The organism is Nocardia sp. NPDC004722 (assembly GCF_053601505.1).
Window position 1 is genome coordinate 1 of sequence record NZ_JBSGBY010000055.1, and the last position, 22,292, is coordinate 22,292.

Annotated in this window: 22 protein-coding genes and 5 pseudogenes; 16 read left to right on the forward strand and 11 right to left on the reverse strand. The window is 69.1% G+C overall.

Annotated features, from left to right (window positions below; genetic code table 11):
• Positions 1-92 precede the first annotated feature (92 nt).
• Positions 93-914, forward strand: a pseudogene (locus tag ACWELQ_RS08825) (acyl-CoA dehydrogenase family protein); the annotation flags it as partial.
• 117 nt (positions 915-1,031) lie between these two features.
• On the opposite strand, the pseudogene ACWELQ_RS08830 reads toward ACWELQ_RS08825, so the two are convergent.
• The 3 genes and pseudogenes from ACWELQ_RS08830 to ACWELQ_RS08840 form a co-directional block, all read right to left on the reverse strand.
• Positions 1,032-1,268, reverse strand: a pseudogene (locus ACWELQ_RS08830) (cytochrome b); the annotation flags it as partial.
• A gap of 87 nt (positions 1,269-1,355) precedes the next feature.
• Entirely contained in the window at positions 1,356-2,738 is a 1,383-nt protein-coding gene (locus tag ACWELQ_RS08835; RefSeq protein WP_452396448.1) for a DUF1731 domain-containing protein, read from the reverse strand.
• Between the two features lie 90 nt (positions 2,739-2,828).
• The gene (locus tag ACWELQ_RS08840) at positions 2,829-3,305 is read right to left on the reverse strand and encodes a hypothetical protein (RefSeq protein ID WP_452396449.1); all 477 of its coding nucleotides are present in this window, start codon (positions 3,303-3,305) and stop codon (positions 2,829-2,831) included.
• A 198-nt stretch (positions 3,306-3,503) separates the two neighbouring features.
• On the opposite strand from ACWELQ_RS08840, the gene ACWELQ_RS08845 reads away from it, so the two are divergent.
• The 3 genes and pseudogenes from ACWELQ_RS08845 to ACWELQ_RS08855 form a co-directional block, all read left to right on the forward strand.
• Positions 3,504-3,908, forward strand: a complete 405-nt coding sequence (locus ACWELQ_RS08845) for a DUF3224 domain-containing protein (protein ID WP_452396450.1) — start codon at positions 3,504-3,506, stop codon at positions 3,906-3,908.
• Positions 3,908-3,997, forward strand: a pseudogene (locus ACWELQ_RS08850) (SDR family NAD(P)-dependent oxidoreductase); the annotation flags it as partial. The gene ACWELQ_RS08845 and the pseudogene ACWELQ_RS08850, both read left to right, overlap by 1 nt.
• A gap of 26 nt (positions 3,998-4,023) precedes the next feature.
• Positions 4,024-4,638: pseudogene (locus ACWELQ_RS08855) on the forward strand (SDR family oxidoreductase); the annotation flags it as partial.
• Between the two features lie 12 nt (positions 4,639-4,650).
• Here the strand turns inward: ACWELQ_RS08855 and ACWELQ_RS08860 are convergent.
• Positions 4,651-5,730: a CaiB/BaiF CoA transferase family protein gene (locus tag ACWELQ_RS08860; RefSeq protein WP_452396451.1), complete on the reverse strand. Its 1,080-nt coding sequence runs from the start codon at positions 5,728-5,730 to the stop codon at positions 4,651-4,653.
• Positions 5,731-5,804: 74 nt separating this feature from the next.
• Between ACWELQ_RS08860 and ACWELQ_RS08865 the strand changes: the two genes are divergently transcribed.
• Entirely contained in the window at positions 5,805-5,996 is a 192-nt protein-coding gene (locus ACWELQ_RS08865; RefSeq protein WP_452396452.1) for a DNA-binding protein, read from the forward strand.
• Here the strand turns inward: ACWELQ_RS08865 and ACWELQ_RS08870 are convergent.
• Together ACWELQ_RS08870 and ACWELQ_RS08875 are read right to left on the reverse strand one after the other, a co-directional pair.
• A complete protein-coding gene (locus tag ACWELQ_RS08870; protein ID WP_452396453.1) occupies positions 5,989-7,611 on the reverse strand; it encodes an acyl-CoA dehydrogenase family protein in 1,623 nt (540 codons plus the stop codon). The genes ACWELQ_RS08865 and ACWELQ_RS08870 overlap by 8 nt on opposite strands.
• A gap of 13 nt (positions 7,612-7,624) precedes the next feature.
• A complete protein-coding gene (locus ACWELQ_RS08875; RefSeq protein WP_452396454.1) occupies positions 7,625-8,254 on the reverse strand; it encodes a TetR/AcrR family transcriptional regulator in 630 nt (209 codons plus the stop codon).
• 65 nt (positions 8,255-8,319) lie between these two features.
• Between ACWELQ_RS08875 and ACWELQ_RS08880 the strand changes: the two genes are divergently transcribed.
• Entirely contained in the window at positions 8,320-9,081 is a 762-nt protein-coding gene (locus ACWELQ_RS08880) for a crotonase/enoyl-CoA hydratase family protein (protein WP_452396455.1), read from the forward strand.
• A gap of 83 nt (positions 9,082-9,164) precedes the next feature.
• Complete coding sequence (locus tag ACWELQ_RS08885) at positions 9,165-10,406, forward strand: hypothetical protein (RefSeq protein ID WP_452396456.1); 1,242 nt, start codon at positions 9,165-9,167, stop codon at positions 10,404-10,406.
• Here ACWELQ_RS08885 and ACWELQ_RS08890 read toward each other — a convergent pair whose 3' ends face one another.
• Complete coding sequence (locus tag ACWELQ_RS08890) at positions 10,407-11,117, reverse strand: pyridoxamine 5'-phosphate oxidase family protein (RefSeq protein ID WP_452396457.1); 711 nt, start codon at positions 11,115-11,117, stop codon at positions 10,407-10,409.
• An 82-nt stretch (positions 11,118-11,199) separates the two neighbouring features.
• On the opposite strand from ACWELQ_RS08890, the gene ACWELQ_RS08895 reads away from it, so the two are divergent.
• The 5 genes from ACWELQ_RS08895 (at position 11,200) to ACWELQ_RS08915 (ending at position 16,438) form a co-directional block, all read left to right on the forward strand.
• Positions 11,200-11,895, forward strand: a complete 696-nt coding sequence (locus ACWELQ_RS08895) for a DUF4184 family protein (protein WP_452396458.1) — start codon at positions 11,200-11,202, stop codon at positions 11,893-11,895.
• On the forward strand, positions 11,892-13,058 hold the full coding sequence (locus tag ACWELQ_RS08900; protein ID WP_452396459.1) for an alpha/beta hydrolase family protein: 1,167 nt from the start codon (positions 11,892-11,894) through the stop codon (positions 13,056-13,058). Before ACWELQ_RS08895 ends, ACWELQ_RS08900 begins: the two co-directional genes overlap by 4 nt.
• A gap of 52 nt (positions 13,059-13,110) precedes the next feature.
• A complete protein-coding gene (gene pdxR, locus ACWELQ_RS08905; protein ID WP_452396460.1) occupies positions 13,111-14,511 on the forward strand; it encodes a MocR-like pyridoxine biosynthesis transcription factor PdxR in 1,401 nt (466 codons plus the stop codon).
• A complete protein-coding gene (locus ACWELQ_RS08910; RefSeq protein WP_452396461.1) occupies positions 14,508-14,753 on the forward strand; it encodes a DUF2630 family protein in 246 nt (81 codons plus the stop codon). Before pdxR ends, ACWELQ_RS08910 begins: the two co-directional genes overlap by 4 nt.
• 77 nt (positions 14,754-14,830) lie before the next feature.
• Complete coding sequence (locus ACWELQ_RS08915) at positions 14,831-16,438, forward strand: carboxylesterase/lipase family protein (RefSeq protein WP_452396462.1); 1,608 nt, start codon at positions 14,831-14,833, stop codon at positions 16,436-16,438.
• A gap of 2 nt (positions 16,439-16,440) precedes the next feature.
• Here the strand turns inward: ACWELQ_RS08915 and ACWELQ_RS08920 are convergent, their stop codons facing one another.
• The gene (locus ACWELQ_RS08920; protein WP_452396463.1) at positions 16,441-17,307 is read right to left on the reverse strand and encodes an Fpg/Nei family DNA glycosylase; all 867 of its coding nucleotides are present in this window, start codon (positions 17,305-17,307) and stop codon (positions 16,441-16,443) included.
• A 54-nt stretch (positions 17,308-17,361) separates the two neighbouring features.
• On the reverse strand, positions 17,362-18,024 hold the full coding sequence (locus tag ACWELQ_RS08925) for a nitroreductase family protein (protein WP_452396464.1): 663 nt from the start codon (positions 18,022-18,024) through the stop codon (positions 17,362-17,364).
• Positions 18,025-18,093: 69 nt separating this feature from the next.
• Here ACWELQ_RS08925 and ACWELQ_RS08930 point away from each other — a divergent pair, with 69 nt between their 5' ends.
• Complete coding sequence (locus ACWELQ_RS08930) at positions 18,094-18,528, forward strand: winged helix-turn-helix transcriptional regulator (RefSeq protein ID WP_452396465.1); 435 nt, start codon at positions 18,094-18,096, stop codon at positions 18,526-18,528.
• Here the strand turns inward: ACWELQ_RS08930 and ACWELQ_RS08935 are convergent.
• Positions 18,494-19,828: a lipase family protein gene (locus tag ACWELQ_RS08935; protein ID WP_452396469.1), complete on the reverse strand. Its 1,335-nt coding sequence runs from the start codon at positions 19,826-19,828 to the stop codon at positions 18,494-18,496. The two genes, ACWELQ_RS08930 and ACWELQ_RS08935, sit on opposite strands and share 35 nt — an antisense overlap.
• Before the next feature lie 161 nt (positions 19,829-19,989).
• Positions 19,990-20,754, reverse strand: coding sequence for a precorrin-6A synthase (deacetylating) (cobF, locus tag ACWELQ_RS08940; RefSeq protein ID WP_452396466.1), 765 nt, complete (start codon positions 20,752-20,754; stop codon positions 19,990-19,992).
• A gap of 20 nt (positions 20,755-20,774) precedes the next feature.
• On the opposite strand from cobF, the gene ACWELQ_RS08945 reads away from it, so the two are divergent.
• The 3 genes and pseudogenes from ACWELQ_RS08945 to ACWELQ_RS08955 form a co-directional block, all read left to right on the forward strand.
• Positions 20,775-21,581 (forward strand): thymidylate synthase, encoded by an 807-nt coding sequence (locus tag ACWELQ_RS08945; RefSeq protein WP_452396467.1) that lies wholly within the window; start codon positions 20,775-20,777, stop codon positions 21,579-21,581.
• Positions 21,578-22,063 (forward strand): dihydrofolate reductase, encoded by a 486-nt coding sequence (locus ACWELQ_RS08950; protein ID WP_452396468.1) that lies wholly within the window; start codon positions 21,578-21,580, stop codon positions 22,061-22,063. The genes ACWELQ_RS08945 and ACWELQ_RS08950 overlap by 4 nt, the downstream gene beginning before the upstream one ends.
• A 114-nt stretch (positions 22,064-22,177) precedes the next feature.
• Positions 22,178-22,292 (forward strand): annotated as a pseudogene (locus ACWELQ_RS08955) (LuxR family transcriptional regulator); the annotation flags it as partial.

Below are 22,292 nucleotides of genomic sequence, written 5' to 3' on the forward strand. Positions count from 1 at the left end.
CGTAGCGTTTGAACATCTGGAACGGCGTGGAAAAGGCTGCCGCCCATCCGGTCGGGTAGTGGTTGTAGGTTTCCGGTGTGCCCAGGACGTCGATGGCCACCTTCCCCGCCGGGCATGTCGCGCTGCTGCGTGACGCCGGGCTGCTGGGCCTGGTGGTGCCGGAGAAGTTCGGCGGCCTGGGCGGCACGCTGCGCGATCTGGCCGCCGCCACCTACGCCATGGGCACCGCATGCCCGTCCACCGCGCTGGCCTACTTCTTCCACAACACCAGCGCCTCGCGCGGGCTGCTGCCGCTCGAGGCCATCGACGCCGGATTGTTCGACGACGCCGAGATTCCGGTGGTGCGGGCTTTCGCCGAGAAGGTGCTCACCCGCATGGGTGAGGGGGTGTGGCTGGCCAATTTCGCCTCCGAAGCGGTGAAGACCTCCGCGGCCAACATCACCATCGCCACCACCGCCCGCAAGGTCGACGGCGGCTGGATTCTCAACGGCGAGAAGTCTTTCGGCTGCGCGACCGGGGTCGCCGACTACTATCTGACCTCCGCCAGGCTCGAGGGGCACGAGACCGCCGAGGGGCTGGCCACCTTCTTCGTCTCGCGCGACGCGGTGGGGGTGAGTACCCGGGCACCGTGGGACGGCCTGGGCATGCGGGCCACCGCCAACAACGGCATCCGGCTCGCGGACGTGTTCGTTCCCGACGACGAAGCCCTCGGCGTGCCGGGCGCTTTCACCAGGATGCTGACCATGAGCCGGGGCAGCTTCGTCGGCAACCAGCTCGCCATCGCCGCGGTCTACACCGGGTGCGCCCAGCGGGTGTACGACGAAATCCTCACCGCCACCACGACGAAACGCTTCGCCGACACGGGAGAACCGATCGCGTCGTCGCCGGTGCATCAACTGCTGTTCGGGGAGATGACGCGCAGCCTGCACACCGCCTATCTGTGGCTGCGATACCAGCTGGCGATCGAAACCGCCGAGGTGCCGGTCAAATCCAAGCAGGAGGTGTTCGCGCAGTGGCGGCTGGGCAAGGGTCTGCACACCGCGCAGGGGCTGGTAGCTGCCGTTGTAGGTGACCTCGGTCATCGACGGCTCGAAGTACAAGGTCAGGTAGATCCCGGACAGCAGCAGGATGATGAAGGTGTAGAGCGCGATCTCCCCGAGCAGGAACGACCAGTGCGTCGGGAACACCTTGTTGATGGAGCGTTTCAGGCCCGCGGCCAGGTGATACCGCTGGTCGGCGGCATCGGCGCGGTTCGCGGTGGTTGTCATACAGACCAGACGCCGCAGCCCCGCCGAACGTGACACCTTTCTACGACAAGATGTCGTAGATCACACCGTCGAGGATTCCGCCGCAGGTCAGCGTGGCAGCAGGTCCGAGATCGCCTCGTCCAGCGTCGGATACCGGAAGCGGAACCCATTGTGGCGCAGCACCTCGGAGGTGGCGTGACGACCGGTGAGTCCGAGTGCTGGATCGGTTCGTAGCAGGACCGCGCCGATGGTCAGCGCGGGCGCGGGGGTGGGTGGCGACCAGGGGCGCCGCAGCTGCCGACGCAGGGTGGCCATGAGTTCCTTGTTGCGCACCGGGAAGTCGGTGGCCGCGACGAGCACGCCGTTCGGGAGTGCGACATGGGGATCGAGTCCGAGCCCGGCTCGCACGATGGCCAGCCAGTCCTCGAGGTGGATCCAGCTGAACCACTGCCTGCCATTGCCGACGCTGCCGCCGAGCCCGGCCTTGGTCAACGCCACCAGGCGTTTCATTGCGGGCGCGTCCGGGTCGAGGACGATCGAGGTGCGCAGGATGGTCCAGTGTGTGGCATTGGCGCCGTCGAACGCCTCCTCCCAGGGCTGTGCCACCCCGGTCATCTGCGGCAGGCCCGGATCGGGCAGCGGAGTGGCTTCGGTGCAGCGGATTTCGCCCGCGTCGGCCCAGATGGCGGTGGTGCTGGCCTGGATCCAGTGCTCGATGGGCCGATCCAGGGTCTTGGACGCCTCCACCAGCGCCCGCGTGGAATCGACTCGGCTGCGGCGCAATTCGGCCACATTGCGCGCGGTGGGGCGGCAGTCGACGAGCTTGCCCGCGAGATTGACGACCGCGGTCCGGCCGGGGTGGCGCAGGGCATCGACCCAGGTTCCGACGGTGCGGCCGTCCCATTCGTATTGCGGGTAGGGCAGTTCCGGCACGGTGCGACGGGTCAGGATGACGACGCGCTGCCCACGGCAGGTGAGGTCGGCGGCGAGGGTGCGACCCAATGCGCCGGTGCCGCCCGCGATCACGACGGTCTGCGCGTCGGCGGCGGGCTGGAGCCCCGCCAGCTGCGCCAGGCGCGCGAAGCAGGTGTGGGTGTCGGTCTCGAGCAGATCGCCGACGACCTTGCGCATGAGCGTGCCCGAGGGGCCGCTGAAGGTGAGTTGCTGGGTGAGCAGGGTGCCGCCGTCACGCGGGGTGAGCACCCAGCGCATCCGCATGGTCCCCGCGGGTTCGGGCTGTTCGAGGGTGAGTTCGCGCTCGGGCACGAAGGTCGAGACGACGAAAGGTTTCGCCAGCCGTCCGTGCACGGCCTCGTTGACGCGGCCGCGCGGCAGGTAGTCGCCGGTGGTCCCGGCGGCGGGCGCGGCGTGCAGGGTCAGTGCCGTGACGGCCGGATTCCACTGCGGCCACCGGGCGGGATCCCCGAGCACAGTCCACAGCTGCCGTGGTTCGAGGGCGATCCACTGGGTGTACGTCGTTGTACGAGGCATGATTCGACGCTATTACCGCTGGGCCGCGGCCGGAAGCGTGGCCTTCGTCGCAGCCGGGTGTCGCGGTCCAGCGGTGTCGCGTCGGGGTGATCAGGAGATGGTGACGGACTGTCCCAGCGTGAACTTGTGCCCCTTCGAGGTGCAGTTCAGGCCGCCGCGCGGGAGCCCGCCGATGCAGGTGACGCCCGCGTAGTCGATGCGGGTGCCCTGGTAGACGTTCGCGTCGCGGGGCACGTCGGTGATCCAGCGGCTGCCGGGGCGGCCGTGCTGGCCGCCGAGGCCGAAGGTCGGGTGCGCGGGCAGGATGGAGTTGTCGATGACGACATCGCTGATCGGGATGATCCCCCACAGTGACTGGCCGGGGCCGAGGTCGCAGCCAACGGTGCCGTCGGCGTGGATTGCGCAGTTGGAAGAGCCCAACCAGTCCGAGAAGTACAGCGTGTCACCGTCGAGGAATTGCGAGTTGTCCGCTTCGGTCAGTCCGATATCCGCTGAGGCGACGCCGTTTCCGGCGAGAATGAGCGCTACCGAAGCCACGGCCGCGCCGAGAAATGTACGTGCGTTCATGATCTTCGACCATAGCCATCGGATCTCACCGGCACCAGGGAACATTCGATCGATAATCAATATTCCGCGATCGATAAACGCACCTTCTCAATAATGTCCGATTTCGGCGATTTGGCGCACTGGAACGCGAAAACCCCACTGCCGGAGGAAGATAGCGATGGCGTCGATCGGGCGCTTCAGCACGACAGAAGGCATGTGATGACCGAGAAGATTCGCGTCGAGGGCACCATCACGGTGCACAAGTACGAGCCGGTCCCCTATGACGAACCCGAACAGGGCCCGGTGCTCACCCGAATTCATGTGGAGGAGAGTTTCTCCGGCGGCATCGAGGGTGACGGCGTGGTGGAATTCCTGCAGTCCTCCAGCCCCGACGGCACCGCGAGTTTCGTCGGCATCGAGCGCATTACCGGCTCGGTGGACGGCAAGTCCGGCACCTTCCTGCTGCAGGATCAGGGCAGCGTCGCGGACAATATCGTCAGCGGCGAATGGTTCGTGGTCCCCGGCTCCGGCACCGGCGATCTGACCGGACTGCGCGGCGAGGGCGGCTTCAAGGCCAATCTCGGTGAGGGCGCGCAGATCTGGCTCGACTACTGGTACGAGTGATGTCCGCCAAGACCGCCCTGATCACGGGGGCCGCCACCGGCATCGGCCGGTCCATCGCGGAAACGCTTGCCGCACAGGGTGTCCGGGTCGCGATCAATCATCCGCACACCCCGAACTCGCCGACGAAGTGGTCGCGAAGATCGAGGCGGACGGCGGCCAAGCGCTGGCGGTGGCCGCGGACGTGCGCGATCGCGACGAGTACGCGGCCATGGTCGCCCGGGTGCTCGAAACCTGGGGCAGCTGGGACATTCTGGTCAACAACGCGGCGGTCGCGATCACCAAGCCGTTCGCGGAGGTGACCTCGGAGGAGTTCGATCTGAGCTACGCCGTGAACGTCAAGGGCGTCTTCCACGGCATGCAGCTGGCCTGGGACAAGATGGCCGACAACGGCCGGATCATCACCATCTCCAGCTCCACCACCGCGCTCATGCTGCCCGGCTACGCCGTCTACGACTCGACCAAGGGCGCGGTGGAGCAGTTCACCCACATCCTGTCCAAGGAGTTCGGGCCGCGCGGCATCACGGTGAACGCGGTCAGCCCCGGCGCCACCGAGACCGAGACCTACCGCACCGGCAAGAGCGCGGAGTTCCTGGCCGGACTGGAAGCCATGAGCGCCTTCAACCGGCTGGGCAAGCCCAGCGAAATCGCCGCCGTCGTCGCGTTTCTCGCCAGTGATGCCGCGAATTGGGTGACGGCACAGAACATTCGCGTCAACGGCGGCACGGCCTAGCCGAGCAGATCGCTACACCCAGATTTCACCAATGGCGGTGAATCCCGTCGGCGCCGCCTGCGGCGTCGGCGGTTGGGTGCGCGAAAAGCGAGGCGCGGGGGCGGGTTGCAGCATCCCGTCGACCTCGACGAGGGAGCCGCGGGCGCGCAGGTGTTCGTCCTGCGCGGCCTCGGTCCAGGTGCGAATGGGGGTGACGCAGGCGTCGACACCGTCGAAGAGGGCAGCCCATTCGTCCTGGGTCTTGCTCGCGAACGTCTCGGTGAAGACCTTGCGCAGCACGTCCTGCCCGGCCGGATCCATCTGGTGCGGCAGCGATTTCGGGTCGAGTTCGAGCACGCGCAGCAGTTCCGCGTAGAACTGCGGCTCGAACGCGCCGACCGCCAGGTGCTTGCCGTCGGCGGTGGAATACGTGTCGTACCAGGCCATTCCGGTGTCGAGCAGGTTGGCGCCGCGCTCGTCGGACCACATGCCGCCCTGGTGCAGGATCCAGAGCGAATGCGCCAGCGTCAGCGCACCGTCCACCATGGCCGCGTCCACCACCTGCCCCTGCCCGGAGCGCTCCCGTTCGAACAACGCGGTAATGATGCCGAGCACCAGGAATACCGAACCGCCGCCGTAGTCGCCGAGCATATTGACCGGCGGCACCGGCCGTTCGCCCTTGCGCCCGATCGCGTTCAGCGCGCCGGTGAGGCCGATGTAGTTGATGTCGTGCCCGGCCCGGTCGGCGCGCGGCCCGTCCTGACCCCACCCGGTCATGCGGCCGTAGATCAGGCGCGGATTGTGTCGCAGCGCTTCCTCCGGTCCGAGCCCGAGCCGCTCCACCACACCCGGCCGGTAGCCCTCGAACACCACGTCGGCCTTGTCGATGAGCGCGCGCACCGCCGCGATGTCGTCCGGATTCTTGAAGTCGGCCTGCACGATGGTCCGCCCGCGCAGCTGCGCCCGCATCGGCCCGGCCGCCGACCCGTCCCCGGGCCGCTGCACCCGCACCACGTCCGCGCCCAGATCGGCCAGCATCATCCCCGCGTGCGGTCCGGGCCCGATGCTCGCCAGCTCGACGATCCGCACCCCCGCCAAAGGTCCCTTAGTCATGGCAAAAGTAGAACACGTTCTACAAGGGCGTGCCACCTCCCGCGCGTCCCGCGGAGTCGATCTAGGCTCGGCCCATGACCGATTCGACCTGGCCACGCGGCATCGGCGCACCGGCGACCCGCGCCCTGACCGCCGCCGGATACACCGGCGTGGAACAACTGGCGGGAGTCGCCGAGCGCGAGCTGCTGGCCCTGCACGGCATGGGCCCCAAGGCCATCCGCGTCCTGCGGGAGGCGCTCGCGGCCCGGGGCCTCGACCTCAGTTGACGTAGGCGCGCTCGATGATGGCCTCGGCGTCCACACCCGTCGGCAGCGTGCCGAAGGCGATGCCCCAGTCGCCGCCGAAACGGGTGGCGCAGAAGGCATCCGCGACGGCCGGATGGCCGTGGCGCACCAGCTGAGCGCCCTGCAGGACCAACGCCATCAACTCCACCACACGGCGGGCGCGATACTCGATGTCGGCGAAATCGGTGAGCTCCTTGCCGATTCGATCGATGGCCGTATCCAGGTGGCGGTTCGAGCCACGGGACAGGTTGACCTCGCCCAGGAACGCCTCGACGGTCTCGGGCTGACGGGCCATGGCGCGCAACGCGTCCAGCGCCGCCACATTGCCCGAGCCCTCCCAGATGGACATGAGCGGAGCCTCGCGGTACAGCCGCGGCATGCCCGACTCCTCGGCATAACCGTTGCCGCCGAAGCATTCCAGCGCCTCGGCCGCGTGCGCGGGGGCGCGCTTGCACACCCAGTACTTGGTGACCGCCAGCGCGATGCGGCGCAGCGCCGCCTCGGCGGGATCGTGCTCGGCGCGGTCGGTGGCCCCGGCGAGTCGCATCATGACCGTGGTCGCGGCATCGGCCTCGATCACCAAGTCCGCCAGGACGTTTCGCATGGCGGGCTGATCGACCAGATACTTGCCGAACGCCATGCGATTGCGCGCGTGATGGGTGGCGAAGACCGCGCCGGTGCGCATGACGGTCGCCGAGCCGATCACGCAGTCCAGACGGGTCATATTGACCATTTCGATAATGGTCTTCACACCCGCGCCCTCCTGGCCGACCAGCCAGCCGATGGCGTTCTCGTACTCCAGTTCCGAGGAGGCGTTGGACTTGTTGCCGAGCTTGTCCTTCAGGCGCTGGATGCGCAGCGCGTTGCGGGTGCCGTCCGGCAGCACGCGCGGCAACATGAAACACGACAGCCCGCCCGGGGCCTGGGCCAGGGTGAGGAACATGTCGCCCATGGGGTGGGAGGTGAACCACTTGTGGCCGACGATGCGGTACGTGCCGTCGGAAAGCGGTGTGGCCGTGGTGGTATTGGCGCGCACGTCCGAGCCGCCCTGCTTCTCGGTCATGGACATGCCCGCGATGAGACCGGCCTTGGTGGAGGGCTCGCGCAGGCCGAAGTCGTAGACCCGCGACGCCAGCAACGGCTCGTACTTCTCGGCCAGTTCCGGATTGTGGCGCAGCGCGGGCACCACCGCGTAGGTCATCGAGATCGGGCACATGTGCCCGGCGTCGGACACGCCCCAGGCGGCCAGCTTGGCGGCGCGCGCCACGTGTGCGCCCGGCCGGTCGTCGCGCCACGGCGTGCCGTGCAGGCCATGGGACACAGCGACATCCATGAGCTGATGCCAGGACGGATGGAACTCCACCTCGTCGATGCGATTGCCGTAGCGGTCGTGGGTGTGCAGGATCGGCGGGTTCTCGTTGGCCAGCCGCCCCCACTCCTGCGCCTGCACGCCGCCGCCGAGCGCCCCGAGTTCCCGCACCTCGGCCTCGGCCCAGCCCGCGCCCTCCCGGTGCAGGCCCTCGATCAGCGCGGGATTGCGGGAGTTGTCGAACGGGGCGATGGGCGGCACCTGGTTGAAGACGTCGTGCGTATGCATTGCGGAGTGACTCCTATTCGTGGGGTGCGCAGCGCGATTCGGGTGGGACACCGAGCGCGCGCAGCGCGAAGGCGACGAGTTCCGGCAGCACCGATTCGCTCTGCAGCTGTTGCGACAGCGGGCCGACCAGCACTTCGCCGATGGCGCCGACCAGCGCGGTGGCCGAGGTGCGCGGATCCTGCGGCGGCAGTTGACCATTCGCGACACCGTCGGCGATGGCGTTGACGTAGGTCTCGGCGAAGGCGCGGCGGAAGCGCAGGCGTTCGGCGTCGACGGCGGCGTCCACCGGTTCGGCCAGCAGCACGTAGGCCAGTTTCGGGTTCTTGAGGGCGCGCCCGGCGAAGGTCTCGACCGCCGCGGTGACCCGGTCGGCGGCGCTGCGCCCCTCCCCCGGGGCTCCCGCGTCGGCGACCGCCTCGACCTCGCGGGTGACCACCTCGCGGAAGACGGCGGTCACCAATTCGGCCTTGCCGCTGAAGTTCTTGTAGACGGTGCCGGTGGCGACGCCCGCCTCGGCGGCGACCGCGGCCATGGACAGTCCCGCGAAGCCGTCGCGGGAGAGCACGGTCATGGCGGAGCGCACGATCACACCCGCCTGGGCGTCCAGGCGCGCCTGGACGGCGGGGGTTCTGCGATAGGCCATGCAAGAAGTGAACCACCGATTCATTTCTTGACGCAACCCCCGGTTTACGGCGTAACGTCGCGCCCGTGACAGTTCGAGTGGAACGCAACGGCCCCGTCTACACCGTGATCCTGCACCGGCCGGAGGCCCGCAACGCGGTCGACGGACCCACCGCGAAAGCCCTGGCCGACGCCTTCCGCGACTTCGACGCCGACCCCACCGCCGCGGTCGCCGTGCTCTGGGGCGAGGGCGGCACGTTCTGCGCGGGGGCCGACCTCAAGGCCCTGGGCACCGAACGCTCCAACGCGGTCACCGAGGACGGCGACGGCCCCATGGGCCCCACCCGCATGAAACTGTCCAAGCCCGTCATCGCCGCCGTCTCCGGTTACGCCGTCGCGGGCGGCATCGAACTCGCGCTCTGGTGCGATCTGCGAATCGCGGAGCAGGACAGCACCTTCGGCGTGTTCTGCCGCCGCTGGGGTGTTCCGCTCATCGACGGCGGCACGGTGCGGCTGCCGCGCATCATCGGCGAGGGCCGGGCCATGGACCTGATCCTCACCGGTCGCGCGGTGGGCGCGCCGGAGGCGCTGCAGATCGGCCTCGTCACGCGCGTGGTGCCGACCGGCGAATCCCGCCGCGCCGCCGAGGAACTCGCGCTCGAACTGGCCGCCCTGCCGCAGACCTGCCTGCGGTCGGACCGCATGTCGGTGCTGGAGCAGAACGGGCTGGAGGAGCCGGAGGCCATCGCCAACGAGCTGAAGCACGGGATGAAGGCGCTGACGGACGGGGCGCTGGACGGTGCGGCGCGATTCGCGTCGGGCGCGGGCAGGCACGGCAGCCGGGCGTGAGTGCCGTGGAAATCAGCGCCGAGTGATAGCCCCGAATACGCCCGGCAGCATCACATGCAACCGATCGGTACGCTAGCCGTTCGATGAATCGGCTGAGCGTGCTGGACGAGATCTTCCTGCGGTCGCATCGGGGCATGGGAACCCCGATCGTCCTGCAGGGACTCTGGCGTACCGCCGAACCCGTGCACCCCGCCCTGCTGTGGCGGGTACACCGCGATCTGCGCACCGGGCCGCTCGGGCGGCGGGTGGTGCGCCCCCGGGTGCCGGGAGCCCGCCCGCGCTGGCAGACCAACGAGTCGGCCTACCCGTTCGAGCTGGTCCGCGAGCCGATCCCGGTTGCGTCGGTCCTGGATTGGGCCGACCGGCAGGGCCACGACCTGAACCCCGAACTGGGGCCCGGCTGGCGGCTGTCCGCCGCGCGCGTCGACGACGGCGGCTGCGTGGTGGCGCTCACCTGCTCACACGCCCTCGCAGACGGGCGGGCGCTGACCCTCGCCATCGACAACGCGCTGGCGGGCACGCCGCTCGCCGCGCCCGTGGCGAGCAATTCCGACTGGTCCGACGCGCGGCGCATGTGGGCCACTGTCCTGGGCGGCACCGCCCGCGCGCTACGCCACGGCATCCCCGCGCGCCCGACCGCCGCACCGGATCGAAAAGCCTTGCCCGGCACCCGGTCCGAGGCGGCCACCTGCGCGGCCGTGGTGGAGATCTCGGCCCGCGACTGGAACCGCGTCGCGGTCTCGCACGGCGGCACCGCCAACAGCCTGTTCGTGTATCTCATCGCGAACATGCTGTGGGCCAGCGGTTTTCCCGCCGCCACCATTGCCGCCAGCCTCCCGGTCGACACCCGCGACGAACCGCGCGTGGACAACGACATGTCCATGACCGAGGTCGCCATCACCCGCGCCGACACCCCGGCCACCCTGCGGCGGCAGGCGCGCGCGGCCTACGAGCACCGCATGACCAGTCCGGGCGGCATCCCGGAGGAGCTGTTGCAGGTCATCCCCGACCGCTGGGCGTATCGGCTGGCCAAGGGCGCGGGCGAACGCGACATCCTCTGCTCGAATATCGGCAATCTGCCCGAATCCCTGCTCGCGCTGGGACCGCACGCGTGCACCGGGGTCGCGGCGCGCGCCATCCACCCCGGCCTGCGCGCGAACGCGCTGCCCCGGACCCGGCTCTCCGGCTATCTGACCCGTATCGCCGACACCTATACGTTGTCGCTGATCAGCCTGGATCCGGTGGCGGTGCCCACGCCCTCGGCGCTGACGGCGCTGGCCACGTCGGCCCTGGCCGAACTGGGTCTGCGCGGCCGGAGCTGGTAACTAGACGGACACCGCCGCCTCGGTCACCCGGGCCAGGACGTGTTGCGGCACTTCGATTCCCGCGTCCACGTCGTCGGAGGTGATCGGGGCGTCGAAGACTTGACGCATGGGCAGCACACCCGCCCAGACACCGCCCGCCGCGATGTCTTCCGCGTCGTCGCGGGGGCCGCCGGTGCGGACCTTCACCGACGCTTCGGTCAGGTCGAGGGCCAGCACCAGGGTGGCGGCCATCTCCTTCTTGTTCGGGGAGCGCACGGCGTCCCACGCGCCGGGCGCGGCGTGTTCGACGATGACGCGCAGGGCATGCATGCGCTCGTCGGGATCGGTGAGTTCGACCGGGCGGCCGTGGATCACCGCGGACCGGTAGTTCATCGAGAAGTGCATGGCCGAACGGGCATACACGATCCCGTTCACCTCGGTGACGGTCAGCGAGACGTCGCCGGTCATGGCGGCGCGCAGATTCCCGGCGCCGGTGGAGCCGTGCAGATACAGGGTGTCGCCATCGCGGCCGTAGATGGTCGGGATGACGACCGGCGTGCCGTGCAGGATCACCCCGAGGTGGCAGATCAGACCGGCGTCGAGCATCGCGTCCAGCTCGGCGCGGTCGGTGCGACCCCTTTCCTTGGACCGGGTGAGGCTGCTGCGCGGGGTGGGCGACAGGGCGGTCCGATTCGAAGAGAATGGGGTCCGGGTCGAAGCTGTCTCACTCATGAGTCCAGTTTCGAGGGGGAAATGGCATTCCTGAATAGCCAATTCTTCACAAGAAGTACAGACCACTTCGGGGGGATCCATCGTGCCGTTCACGCTCGCACATCCGGCTGCCGTCCTGCCCTTGCGGCGGACGCTGTGGTTCCCGGGCCTGGTGGCCGGCAGCATCGCACCGGACGTGCCGTACTACGTACCGGTCGGCGTCGACGGCGAATTCACGCACTCACTACTCGGGCTGCCCGCGGACATGCTGCTGGGTGCGGTCGGGGTGGCCATCGCCTGGGCATTGCGGAGGCCCGTCTCCGGCCTGCTCGGCAAGGCGATCACCATGACCCGGCCGACCCCGCTCGGCGGCGGTCTGGCCCTGCTCGCCGGGGCGCTCACCCATCTGGCCTGGGATGCCTTCACCCACACCGACGGCGCGGCCGTCCAGCACTGGGAAGTGCTGCGGGAGTCCGTGATCGGGCCGCACCGGGTCTACAACGTCATCGGCTACATCTCCTCGATCGGCGGAATGCTGCTGCTGGCGGGGTATCTGGTCGCCTGGTACCGGCGGGCCGCCACCGCCGCGCCGGACCCGCGACGCGTCCCGGTGCTGCTGTCGCTGCTGGCCGTCGCGGTACTCGCCGGTCTCATCGCCCGAACCGATCCGGTGGCGAAGATCAGCCTCTACGATTGCGTGCGGCACATGCTGATCTACGCAATCACCAGCGCCGGTACGGGTTTCGTGTTGTACGCACTCGCATCCGGGGCAGCTTCGGCCTCCAGGGGAAATCGTTGATCGCTCGACTCATCGCCGCGGCCACCACCGCGGCCGCCTTGCTCACCGTGACCACCTCCACCGCGCACGCCGGACCGATCGGCGTCACCGTGCTACCCCGGCCGAGCGGCCAACTGCCGGTGGGCACCACCACCCTGCACCTCGTCGACCAGCAGCGACCCGACCCGTTCCATCCGGAGCGGCCGCGCGAGCTGATGGTGTCGGTGTTCTATCCGGCCACCGACGTCGAGCACTATCTGCGCGCCCACTACGTCTCCAGCCAGCTGGTACCCGAACTCGAGCAGCAGATCGGCGTGGAACTGCCGGGGCTGCTGACGAATTCGTATTCCGACGCCCCGGCCGCGGGCGAGGGTTACCCGGTCATCCTGTACTCGCCGGGCGCGGGCGTCACCCGGCTGCTGGGCACCGGGCTGGCCGAGGATCTCGCCAGCCGCGGCTATGTGGTGGTGACCATCGACCACACCTACGAGACCGGACCGGCCGTGGAGTTCCCCGGCGGCCGCCTGGCCCGATTCGAGCCGCAGCCCGGAGGTTTCACGCCCGAACTGCGGAAACGGTATATCGACGCGCGGCTGCCCGATATCGGTCTGGTGCTGGACTCGCTGACCCAGCTCTCGCACGGCAGCAATCCCGACGCCGAACAGCGCGCCCTGCCCGCGGGCCTCGATCACGCCCTCGACCTCGGGCACATCGGCATGGTCGGCCATTCCTCCGGCGGCTACACCGCGGTCGAGGCGCTGCACGACGACCGGCGCATCGCCGCTGCCGTCGACCTGGACGGACAGCTCGGCGTCGACGCGGACCTCGGGCGCGCGGCCGTCGACGGCGTGGACCGGCCGGTGCTGGTGCTCACCAGCCAGCAGATCGAGGAGGTCGGCGATGCCCGGCCGTCGCTGGACGCCTTCTTCGGTGTCGGCACCGGCTGGAAAAAGCAACTGTCCCTGCGGGATACGGCCCACTACGACTTCACCGATCTGCCGCTGCTGATTCCCGACGCCGCGCACGCGGCCGACCGCCGCGATATCGGCACCATTGCGGCGGCCCGCGGCGCGAACCTGGTGCACGGCTACGTCGCCGCCCTGTTCGACAAGTTCCTGCGCGACCGCGCCGACACCCCGCTCGATCGCACGCCCACCGACTCCGAGCTCACCGTCCTGCACTGAGACCCGGGTGGCATGCTAAGAGCGACCGTTCGTCGCGACAGCAGGAGGCCACTTGCGGGGAAATCGCCTGGTCGACGACGACCTCCCGTTCACCGTCGACCGCGACAGCGGCACACCCCTGGCCGTCCAGGTGGCGACCGGGCTGCGGCTCGCCGCCACCACCGGCGCGCTGCGCGGCGGGGATCGGCTGCCCTCCTCGCGGGATCTGGCCACCCGGCTCGGGGTGAGCCGCACGGTCGTCACCGCCGCCTACGACCAGTTGCACGCCGAGGGCTGGCTCGACGGCCGCCACGGCTCGGGCACGTATCTGACCGCCGCGCCCGCACCGGGCGGCGTCGCGAGCACCGGACCCGAACGCGTCGATCCGCTGGCGGGCCTGCTGGACCTCGCGGCGGGCGCACCATCCATCGAGGCCATCGACGCGGCCGCGTGGCGGCGGGCCTGGCGGGCCGCCTCGGACCGAATGCCGTTGATCCGCAAGGACCGTCGTGGCGAGCCGGAGTATCTGGAGGCGGTCACCGAGCATCTGCTGCGGCATCGCGGATTGGGCGCGGGCAGCGGCAGCGCGGTGCTGGCCACCGCCGGAACCAGCTCGGCCGCGGGCGAACTCGCGGCGGCGCTGCTGCGCCCCGGCGCGGTGGTGGCCATGGAGGATCCGGGCTATCGCCGGGCCGCCGGTGCGTTCCGGGCGGCGGGCATGCGGCCGGTTCCGGTGCCCGTCGATGCCGAGGGGCTGCGGGTGGATCTGCTGCCCGAGGACGCCCGCATGGTGTATTGCACGCCCGCGCACCAGTTTCCGCTCGGCGCACGCATGCCCGCCGCGCGCCGTGTCGCCCTCGTCGAATTCGCCCGCCGCACCGGCGCTCTCGTCATCGAGGACGACTACGACGGCGAATTGCGCTACGACACCGCGCCCTTGCCGCTGCTGGCCACCCTCGCCCCGGACGCGGTCGTGCATCTGGGCACCACCAGCAAGATCCTCACCCCCACCCTCGGCATCGGCTGGCTGGTCGCCGATCCGGCCGTCGCCGAGGCCGTGCTCGCCTACCGGGAACTGACCGGCACCAGTCCCGCCCCGGCCGGTCAGCAGGTGGTGGCCGAGCTGGCCCGGCACGGCGACCTGGCCCGCCACCTGCGCCGCCTGCGCCGCGACATGCCGCTCCGCCGGGCCCTCGTGGTGGACGAGCTGCGCGGTCGCGGCCTCGAGGTGCGCGGCGACGACGCCGGATCGCACGTCTTCGTGCCGCTCGCCTCGGCCGAGCAGGAGGACCGCGCGGTGGCCGCGGCCCACGCGGCCGGGGTGTACCTGGACGCGCTGGCCCGCCACCACCTCGGTCCCCGCCACACCTTCGGCCTGGCGCTCGGCTACGCCGCCCTGTCGGCGGCGGACCTGCCGACGGCCGTCCGGTTGGCCGGAGATGCGCTGGAGCGGGTCGTAGAGTGGAGCGCATGACCGAAAAGGACATCCACGCGCGGATCAAGGAACTCGTGGATCGTGAGCACGAGCTGCGCGCCCAGACCACCGGCGGCGAGCTGAGCCCCGAGGAGGAGCGACGCCAGCTGGCCGAGCTCGAGGTCCAGCTGGACCAGTGCTGGGACCTGCTGCGGCAGCGTCGCGCCCGCCTGGATCAGGGCCGCAACCCCGACGAGGCGGAGGTCAATTCGGCCCGGCAGGTCGAGGGCTACCTCCAGTAGCAAGCCATCCGGACCGCTCGGGAGTTCAGGGCAATTTGCCCCTGGGAGCTCCCGGGAGTTCGGTCTACCCTTTTCCAATGGTGGCAACGACAGACATCACAACCGCGGACGGAGTGGTCCGCGGCATCCGGGGCCGCCGCGTTTCACGCTGGCGGTCCATTCCTTTCGCGGCACCCCCGGTCGGAGAATTCCGCTTCCGCGCGCCGCGGCCGGTGCAGCCCTGGAGCGGGGTGCGGGACGCCACCGATTTCGGTTACGCCGCAATGCAACACCGCGACGGCGCGCGCATCGGACCCCGACAGCAGCAGCCGACCGGCGAGGATTGCCTGACGCTGAATGTCACCGCCCCCAACGAGCCCTCGATCACGCCGCGCCCGGTCATGGTGTTCATCCACGGCGGCGGCTACATGATCGGCACCTCGGCGCTGCGGCTGTACTCCGGCGGCCGGATGGCCTTGCGTGGCGATGTGATCGTGGTGTCGGTCAATTACCGGCTCGGCGCGTTCGGCTACGTCGATTTCGGCGAATTCTCCACACCCGAAAGCCCATTCGACTCGAATCTCGGATTGCGCGATCAGGTCGCGGCGCTGGAGTGGGTGCGGCGCAATATCGGCGCGTTCGGCGGTGATCCGAACAATGTCACCATCTTCGGCGAATCCGCCGGTGCGCACGCGGTGCTGTCGCTGATGTGCACGCCCGCCGCGGCCGGACTGTTCCATCGCGGCATCGCCCAGAGCGCCCCCGCGGACTGGGCTCCCACGCAGGTCGAAGCCCGCCTGTTCGCCCGCCGCTGCCTCGGCGAACTCGGGATCGCCCCGGAGAACGCGGCCCAGGCCCTGCGCACGTTGGGCGCGAACGATATTCGCCGCGGCGTGGACCGCGCCGTGTCCACGGTGATGCACGAGCAGCCCGGCCTGTTCCCGATCGCGCCCGTCGTGGACGGCGACTATCTGCCCACCTCGCTCATCACGGCGTTCACCGAGGGCACCGCGCATCGAGTGCCGCTCATCATCGGCACCAATCGCGACGAGGCGACCCTGTTCGTCCGCTTCGACGACACCCTGCCCACCACCCCCGACCGCATGCGCTGGCTGCTGCGGCACGTGGACCAGGCACTCAGCGAGGGCGGCGACAGCCCCGGCTTCAGCAAGCTGGGCCAGATCATGCCCACCTCGCCCGAGCGGCTGCACGACACGCTCGCCGACTCCGCCGTCGAATCCCGGGTTACCACCGCCTATCCCGGCTTCCCGGGCAAGAAGGCGACGGTGCGCATGGGCGGCGACTTCACCTTCTGGCGGCCCTCGGTGCGGGTCATGGAGGCGCACAGCCGCTACGCGCCCACCTACGCCTACCGCTACGATTTCGCCCCGCGCGCAATCCAATTGGCGGGTTTCGGGGCCACCCACGCGCTGGATCTGGTCCCGGTGTTCGGCGCGGTCGACTCGGTGGTCGGCCGGGCCATGACCGCGGCGGGCGGGTATCGCGCCTTCCGCTCGGTCTCACATCAGTTCCAGGACAACTGGCTGTCGTTCGCTCGCACCGGCAGCCCGCTGCCCAACTGGCCCGCCTATACCGAGGACCGGCGCGCCACCATGATCATCGACGCTCCGGCCCGCGTGGAGGACGATCCGGAGCGCGCCAAACGCCTTGCCTGGCAAGGGGTCCGCATTCCCGCCCTGACCTGACGCTATTTGAGCAGCCGGGACATGCGGCGGTCGGCGAGGATCTTGCCGCCGGTCTGGCAGGTCGCGCAGTACTGGAAGGACTTGTCGGCGTAGGAGACCTCGCGCACGATGTCGCCGCACACCGGGCAGGGCAGGCCGGTGCGGGCGTGCACCTGGAAGCCGGAACGCTTCTCGCCCTTGAGACGGGCGGCGTCCTGGCCCACCGACCGCTGCACGGCGTCGGAGAGGGTGGCGCGCATGGCCGAGTAGAGGCGGGCCAGCTGCACAGCGTCCAGGCTGCCGGAGTTCGCGAACGGGGAAAGCTTTGCGGTGTGCAGGATTTCGTCGGAGTAGGCGTTGCCGATCCCGGCCAGCAGGGTCTGATCGGTGAGGGCGTTCTTCAGCCGCTGCGAGGTGCTCCCCAGAATCTCCCCGAATTCGGGTTCGCTCACCGCGAGCGCGTCCGGCCCCAGCCGGGCGATGCTGGGAATCGACAGCGGGTCGGCGGTGACCCACACCGCCAGCCGCTTCTTGGTGCCCGCTTCGGTGAGATCGAAGGCGGGCGTGGCACCTTCGGGCGTGAAGAAGTGCACCCGCAGTGCCAGCGGCCCCTTGCCCGGCTTGGGCGGTGCGGCCCCCGGCTCGTCGATCCACCGCAGCCAGCCGCCGCGCGACAGGTGCGTGATCAACCACAGCCCGTCGCAATCCATCCCGAGATGCTTGCCCCAGTGCCCCACCCCGGTCACATCCCGCCCCTGTAGCGCGGTCGCCGGCGGATCGAAGGTTTTCAGCACGCTCAGCGCCGCCACATCGACCCGCCCCACGACCGCACCCACCGCATGCTCGGCCAGGAACTGCTCGAGCGCCACGATTTCCGGAAGTTCGGGCACAACCCGCAGCCTACCGACCAGGACCGACACTGTCGCACCACGAACGGTGGCGAGTCAGCGGAGGTCTTCCACCCGGGGTTTGGTGTACGCGCCGTGGAACACCGTCTCGGCGAGCGGGCGGCGGCCCGGGTGACGACGCGATTCGGCGGGGTAGCCGACCGAGACGAGCAGGGCGATGGCGAGGTCGTCGCGGTCTTCGATGCCGATCACCTTCTTGACCTTGGCTTCGTCCCAGCCGTTCATCGGGGAGGTGGCCAGGCCGAGTTCGGTGGCGGCCAGCATGAGATAGGTCGCGGCGATCATGGCGTCCTTGACCGCGTACTCGCGCAGCAGGTCTCGTTCGGCCAGGCCCTGCTGGAATTCCGTGGACGCGGCGCCGAAGCCCGCGATGAATTCCTCGGTCCAGGCGTGATTGCGGCGGGCCAGGTCGAAGATGTCGGTGCGGTCGGCGCGCCAGGCATGCGGTTCGGCGACGAAGACCAGTAGGACGGGGGCCTCCTGCGGTTGCGGCTGGCCGCCGGTGGCCCAGGTGAGGCCCTCGCGTCCGGCCGGGTCGGTGACCACGACCAGCGATCGGTCCTGCAGATTCCAGCTCGACGGGGCTTCCATGGCCAGCTCGAGCAGGGTCTCCAGGGTCTCGGCGGGGACCGGGTCGGGGCGGTAGTGGCGGGTGGTGCGGCGGGTGCGGATCGCGTCGGCGACGCTCAGGTTCGTCATGTCACTAACTATTGGAGAGTGACACTCTTTTCGGAAGACAGCACTAAATAGTGCGCTACTCTCCAAAAGGTGAACATCGTCGAATCCTCGGGTCTGCCCGCGGATGTCTACTCCGCCAAATGTCCCACCCGCCAGGTCATCGGCCACATCGCGAGCAAATGGACTGTGCTGGTGATCGATTCGCTCATGCAGGACGGCGTCCTGCGCTACACCGATCTGGCGCGCCGCATCGAAGGGGTCTCGCAGAAGATGCTGACGCAGACCCTGCGCGGTCTGGAGGCCGACGGATTCCTCACCCGCACGGTCCATCCCACGATTCCGCCGCGCGTGGACTACGAGCTCACCGCGCTCGGCCGCAGCCTCGCCGAACCCATTGCCGCCCTGCGGGTATGGGCCGAGGAGCACATCAACGACATCGAGCACGCCAGAGCCGCCCGCGGTTGGACCACGGGCGGCTCGGCCACCGACCTCAGCTACCCGGGAAACCCGGTGGCAGCGGGGTGAACTGGGCGTTGAAGGTCGGGCCGGGCGGCAGGCCGCGCAGCACCGCGCTGATCCACGCCACGGCCGGAATCCAGCCGGTGACGGCATTGGTGACGTGCTCGGGCACGGGCACGGTGTAGAAGCGCAGGTCCGCGCCGCGGTCCCAGTAGGAGTTGACGGTGGGCAGCACCACCTCCGGCGGGATCAGCTCGTCCCACATGCCGTGCCACCACAGAATCGGGCTGTCGGGGATGTAGTGGCCGAGGCTGTTGTCCTGCAACACCTTCACGATCTCCGGCGAACTCTCCAGCGACTTCCCGGGCTGGTAGTACGCACTGATCGGCCGGTACGCGCCCTGCGCGGCGATGGTGGCGTAGCACCGGCTCCCGAAGTCCTTCAGCAGCCCCTGGCCTTCCTCGGTGAGCAGGTCCTCCGGCTTGAACACATCCGGGTATTCGCGTGCCAGACTGGCGAATCCGAGCCACATGGTGAAGTTGCTGATGCCGGTCAATCCCGGTTCGGCCTTGGTGGCGTATTCGGCTTCGCCGAGCAGGTTGGCGGGCGCGCCGCCGAAGCTGGTGCCCAGCAGCCGCACATCCGGCGCGTAGGACTGCCGTAGTTCCGCGGCCCGGATCGAGCCGGAGCCGCCGCCGGAGTAGCCGTAGAGCGCGATGCCGGAATCGGTGAGCCCGAGCGCCGGATCGTTCTTCATGGCACGCAGGCTGTCGAGCACCATCTTGCCTTCGGCATAGGTGTTGAAGGTGTTGAACTTCCCGTCGAAGTCGGGGACGTTGATGGCGAAACCCTGTGCCAGCCAATACATGACCAGCGTCGATTCCTTCATGGTCCCGACTTGCAGTGTGTGCGAGGGGTTGCACGCCGAGTCGGTGGAGTCGATGGCCTCCTGGAAGGAGACCACCGGACGTGGGCTGCCCGACCACGGGATGCCGGGCACGATCACGGTCGTCGCGGTGACGATCGGATTGTCGTGGACATCGTTGGAGCGGTACAGCAACTGCTTGGTGTACACCGGCACCGGCAGCCCGATCAGCCGGGTCTGCACCTCGCGGCTGCGCACGATCTGCCCCGGCGCGTAGTCGGCGATATCTGCCGGATCGTCGTACCAGGGATCCTGATCGGGGCTCGGGATCGGCAGCAGGTCGTAGATCTGCGGTTCGGTCGGCAGCTGCGGGAGCTGGTTCTGATCGGGCGGAAAGGTCGGCGGGAAGCCCGGATCGGCCGCCGCCACGCCCACGGCCGCCGCCGTCAGGCAGGCCGACACGGCCACCACCGTGAGCCGCCTTAGCGCGGATCTCTTCACTGTCACTCCCGAAGCGTCGTTGCCGAGGATGTGCCGGTTCACAAGGAAAACCGGACATGACTCAGCTCACAGGAAGGGAAACCCCAGCGCAATTGGCGTTATCCCGAACCCGGCGGCACCTCGTTTGTGAAAATGCACGACTGTCTCGGACAGGCTTCGGATCAGCGGTCGTGTCGCAGCAGGTAGATGTCCATGATCCAGCCCTTGGCCTCGCGCAATGCGGCGCGGCGGCGGGTGATGTCCGCCTCGACCGCGCGCAGCGGGCCTTCGATGACGACCTCGTCGGGCATGCCGAGGTAGGCGCCCCACCAGATGTGCAGGTCGTCGCCGGGGACCTGGGTGAAGGAGCAGTCGGCGTCGAGCATCACCAGCGTGGACTGTCCGGCGGCCGGACCCTCCTCGCGGAGTCTGCGCCCGGTGGTGATATGCAGCGGCTCGCCGATCTCGTGCAGCACCATGCGATGCGCGGCGGCGAGGGCCTGGACGCTGGTGATGCCGGGAATCACGGTGTAGTCGAAGCTGATTCGCCCCCGGTCGAGCACCCGCTCGACGATGCGCAGGGTGCTGTCGTAGAGCGACGGGTCGCCCCAGACGAGAATGCCGCCCACGCCGTCGGTTTCGGCGAAGGCCCGTTCCAGCAGTTCGGCGCGCGCCTCGTGCCAGTCGGTGACCGCGCCCTGATAGGCGGCGTCGGCACGGCTGCCCGGGACGGTTCGATCGCGCGGCGGGTCGGTGATCTCCACGATCGTGTGCGGCTGGTCGGCGTGCTCGGCGAGGATGGTGGCGCGCACGTCCACCAGTTCCTGTTTGGCGTCACCCTTGCCGATGACAAAAAACACGTTTACCTGGCGTATCGCCTTGATGGCCTGCACGGTCACGTGGTCCGGGTCCCCCGCCCCGATTCCGATCACAAACAGTCTCTGCACGGTGCGTAAGCTTGCCAGGCGTGGAGAGCGACCGAGATACCCAGTACGAGGATCTGCTCCGACTGGTGCTGGATTCCGGCACCCCCAAGGCGGATCGGACCGGTACCGGCACCCGCAGCATCTTCGGACATCAACTGCGCTACGACCTGTCGCAGGGTTTTCCGCTGATCACCACCAAGAAGGTGCACCTCAAGTCGATCGTCTACGAGTTGCTGTGGTTCCTGCGCGGCGACTCGAACGTGAAGTGGCTGCAGGAGCACGGCGTCAGCATCTGGGACGAATGGGCCGACGCCAATGGCGAACTGGGCCCGGTCTACGGCGTGCAGTGGCGGTCCTGGCCGACCCCGGACGGCACCCACATCGATCAGATCTCGCAGGTGCTGCAGACGCTGCGCACCGATCCGGATTCGCGTCGCATGATCGTCTCGGCGTGGAACGTCGCGGACCTGGACCGGATGGCGCTGGCCCCCTGCCACGCCTTCTTCCAGTTCTACGTGGCCGACGGCAAGCTGTCGTGCCAGCTGTATCAGCGCAGCGCGGACCTGTTCCTGGGCGTGCCGTTCAATATCGCGAGCTACGCGCTGCTCACCCAGATGGTCGCGCAGCAGACCGAGCTACTGCCCGGCGAATTCATCTGGACCGGCGGCGATGTGCACATCTACGACAATCACGTGGAGCAGGTGCGCGAGCAGCTGACCCGGGAGCCCTATCCGTTCCCGAAGCTGCACCTGCGGCCCACCACCTCCCTGTTCGACTACGAATACGAGGACGTGGAAATCCAGCAGTACCAGCATCATCCGGCGATCAAGGCGCCCGTCGCCGTATGAGCCGGACGATCGGGCTGATCTGGGCGCAGACGCCGAAGGGAATCATCGGGCGGGACAACACGATTCCGTGGCGCGTGCCCGAGGACATGGCGCATTTCAAGGACCTCACCTGGGGGCACCCGGTGGTGATGGGCCGCAAGACCTGGGACTCGCTGCCGGCGCGGTTCCGGCCGTTGGAGGGCCGCCGCAATATCGTCGTGACCCGGCAGGCCGACTGGTCCGGCGAGGGCGCGGAGCGGGCGGGCTCGCTGGCCGAGGCGCTGGCGCTGACCGGCGACAAGTCGGTGTGGGTCGCGGGCGGCGGTGAGATCTACCGGGCGGCAATGCCTTTCGCCACCGAGCTGATGGTCACCGAGATCGACGCGGACGTCGACGGCGACACCCTGGCCCCTGCCATCGATCCGGGCTGGCGGGCCGAGCAGGCCGATTGGCGGGAGTCGAAGACCGGGCTGCGGTACCGCTTCCGTCGTTATACGCGGTAACGCCGATAACGCGGATATCCCGCGTACGGCAATTCCTGCGAACACCGTCTCGAAACAGCCGATCCGAATGGGCTCGTCCGGCATACTCAGCGATACTCCGGCGAAAGGCAGTCCATGGACAAGAAATCGCTGACCGCGGTCGCTCGCCAGCAGCTCAAGCTGGCCGCCACGGCTTCGAGCGGGCGCAGTTCGCTGACCATCTGCGGGGGCCACACCCACACCCTGCGCC

Bases quoted from the DNA above. Each gene is read 5' to 3' on its own strand.
- ACWELQ_RS08835 (WP_452396448.1), bottom strand. From the start codon at position 2,738: ATGCCTCGTACAACGACGTACACCCAGTGGATCGCCCTCGAACCACGG.
- ACWELQ_RS08840 (WP_452396449.1), bottom strand. From the start codon at position 3,305: ATGAACGCACGTACATTTCTCGGCGCGGCCGTGGCTTCGGTAGCGCTC.
- ACWELQ_RS08845 (WP_452396450.1), top strand. From the start codon at position 3,504: ATGACCGAGAAGATTCGCGTCGAGGGCACCATCACGGTGCACAAGTAC.
- ACWELQ_RS08860 (WP_452396451.1), bottom strand. From the start codon at position 5,730: ATGACTAAGGGACCTTTGGCGGGGGTGCGGATCGTCGAGCTGGCGAGC.
- ACWELQ_RS08865 (WP_452396452.1), top strand. From the start codon at position 5,805: ATGACCGATTCGACCTGGCCACGCGGCATCGGCGCACCGGCGACCCGC.
- ACWELQ_RS08870 (WP_452396453.1), bottom strand. From the start codon at position 7,611: ATGCATACGCACGACGTCTTCAACCAGGTGCCGCCCATCGCCCCGTTC.
- ACWELQ_RS08875 (WP_452396454.1), bottom strand. From the start codon at position 8,254: ATGGCCTATCGCAGAACCCCCGCCGTCCAGGCGCGCCTGGACGCCCAG.
- ACWELQ_RS08885 (WP_452396456.1), top strand. From the start codon at position 9,165: ATGAATCGGCTGAGCGTGCTGGACGAGATCTTCCTGCGGTCGCATCGG.
- ACWELQ_RS08890 (WP_452396457.1), bottom strand. From the start codon at position 11,117: ATGAGTGAGACAGCTTCGACCCGGACCCCATTCTCTTCGAATCGGACC.
- ACWELQ_RS08910 (WP_452396461.1), top strand. From the start codon at position 14,508: ATGACCGAAAAGGACATCCACGCGCGGATCAAGGAACTCGTGGATCGT.
- ACWELQ_RS08915 (WP_452396462.1), top strand. From the start codon at position 14,831: ATGGTGGCAACGACAGACATCACAACCGCGGACGGAGTGGTCCGCGGC.
- ACWELQ_RS08925 (WP_452396464.1), bottom strand. From the start codon at position 18,024: ATGACGAACCTGAGCGTCGCCGACGCGATCCGCACCCGCCGCACCACC.
- ACWELQ_RS08950 (WP_452396468.1), top strand. From the start codon at position 21,578: ATGAGCCGGACGATCGGGCTGATCTGGGCGCAGACGCCGAAGGGAATC.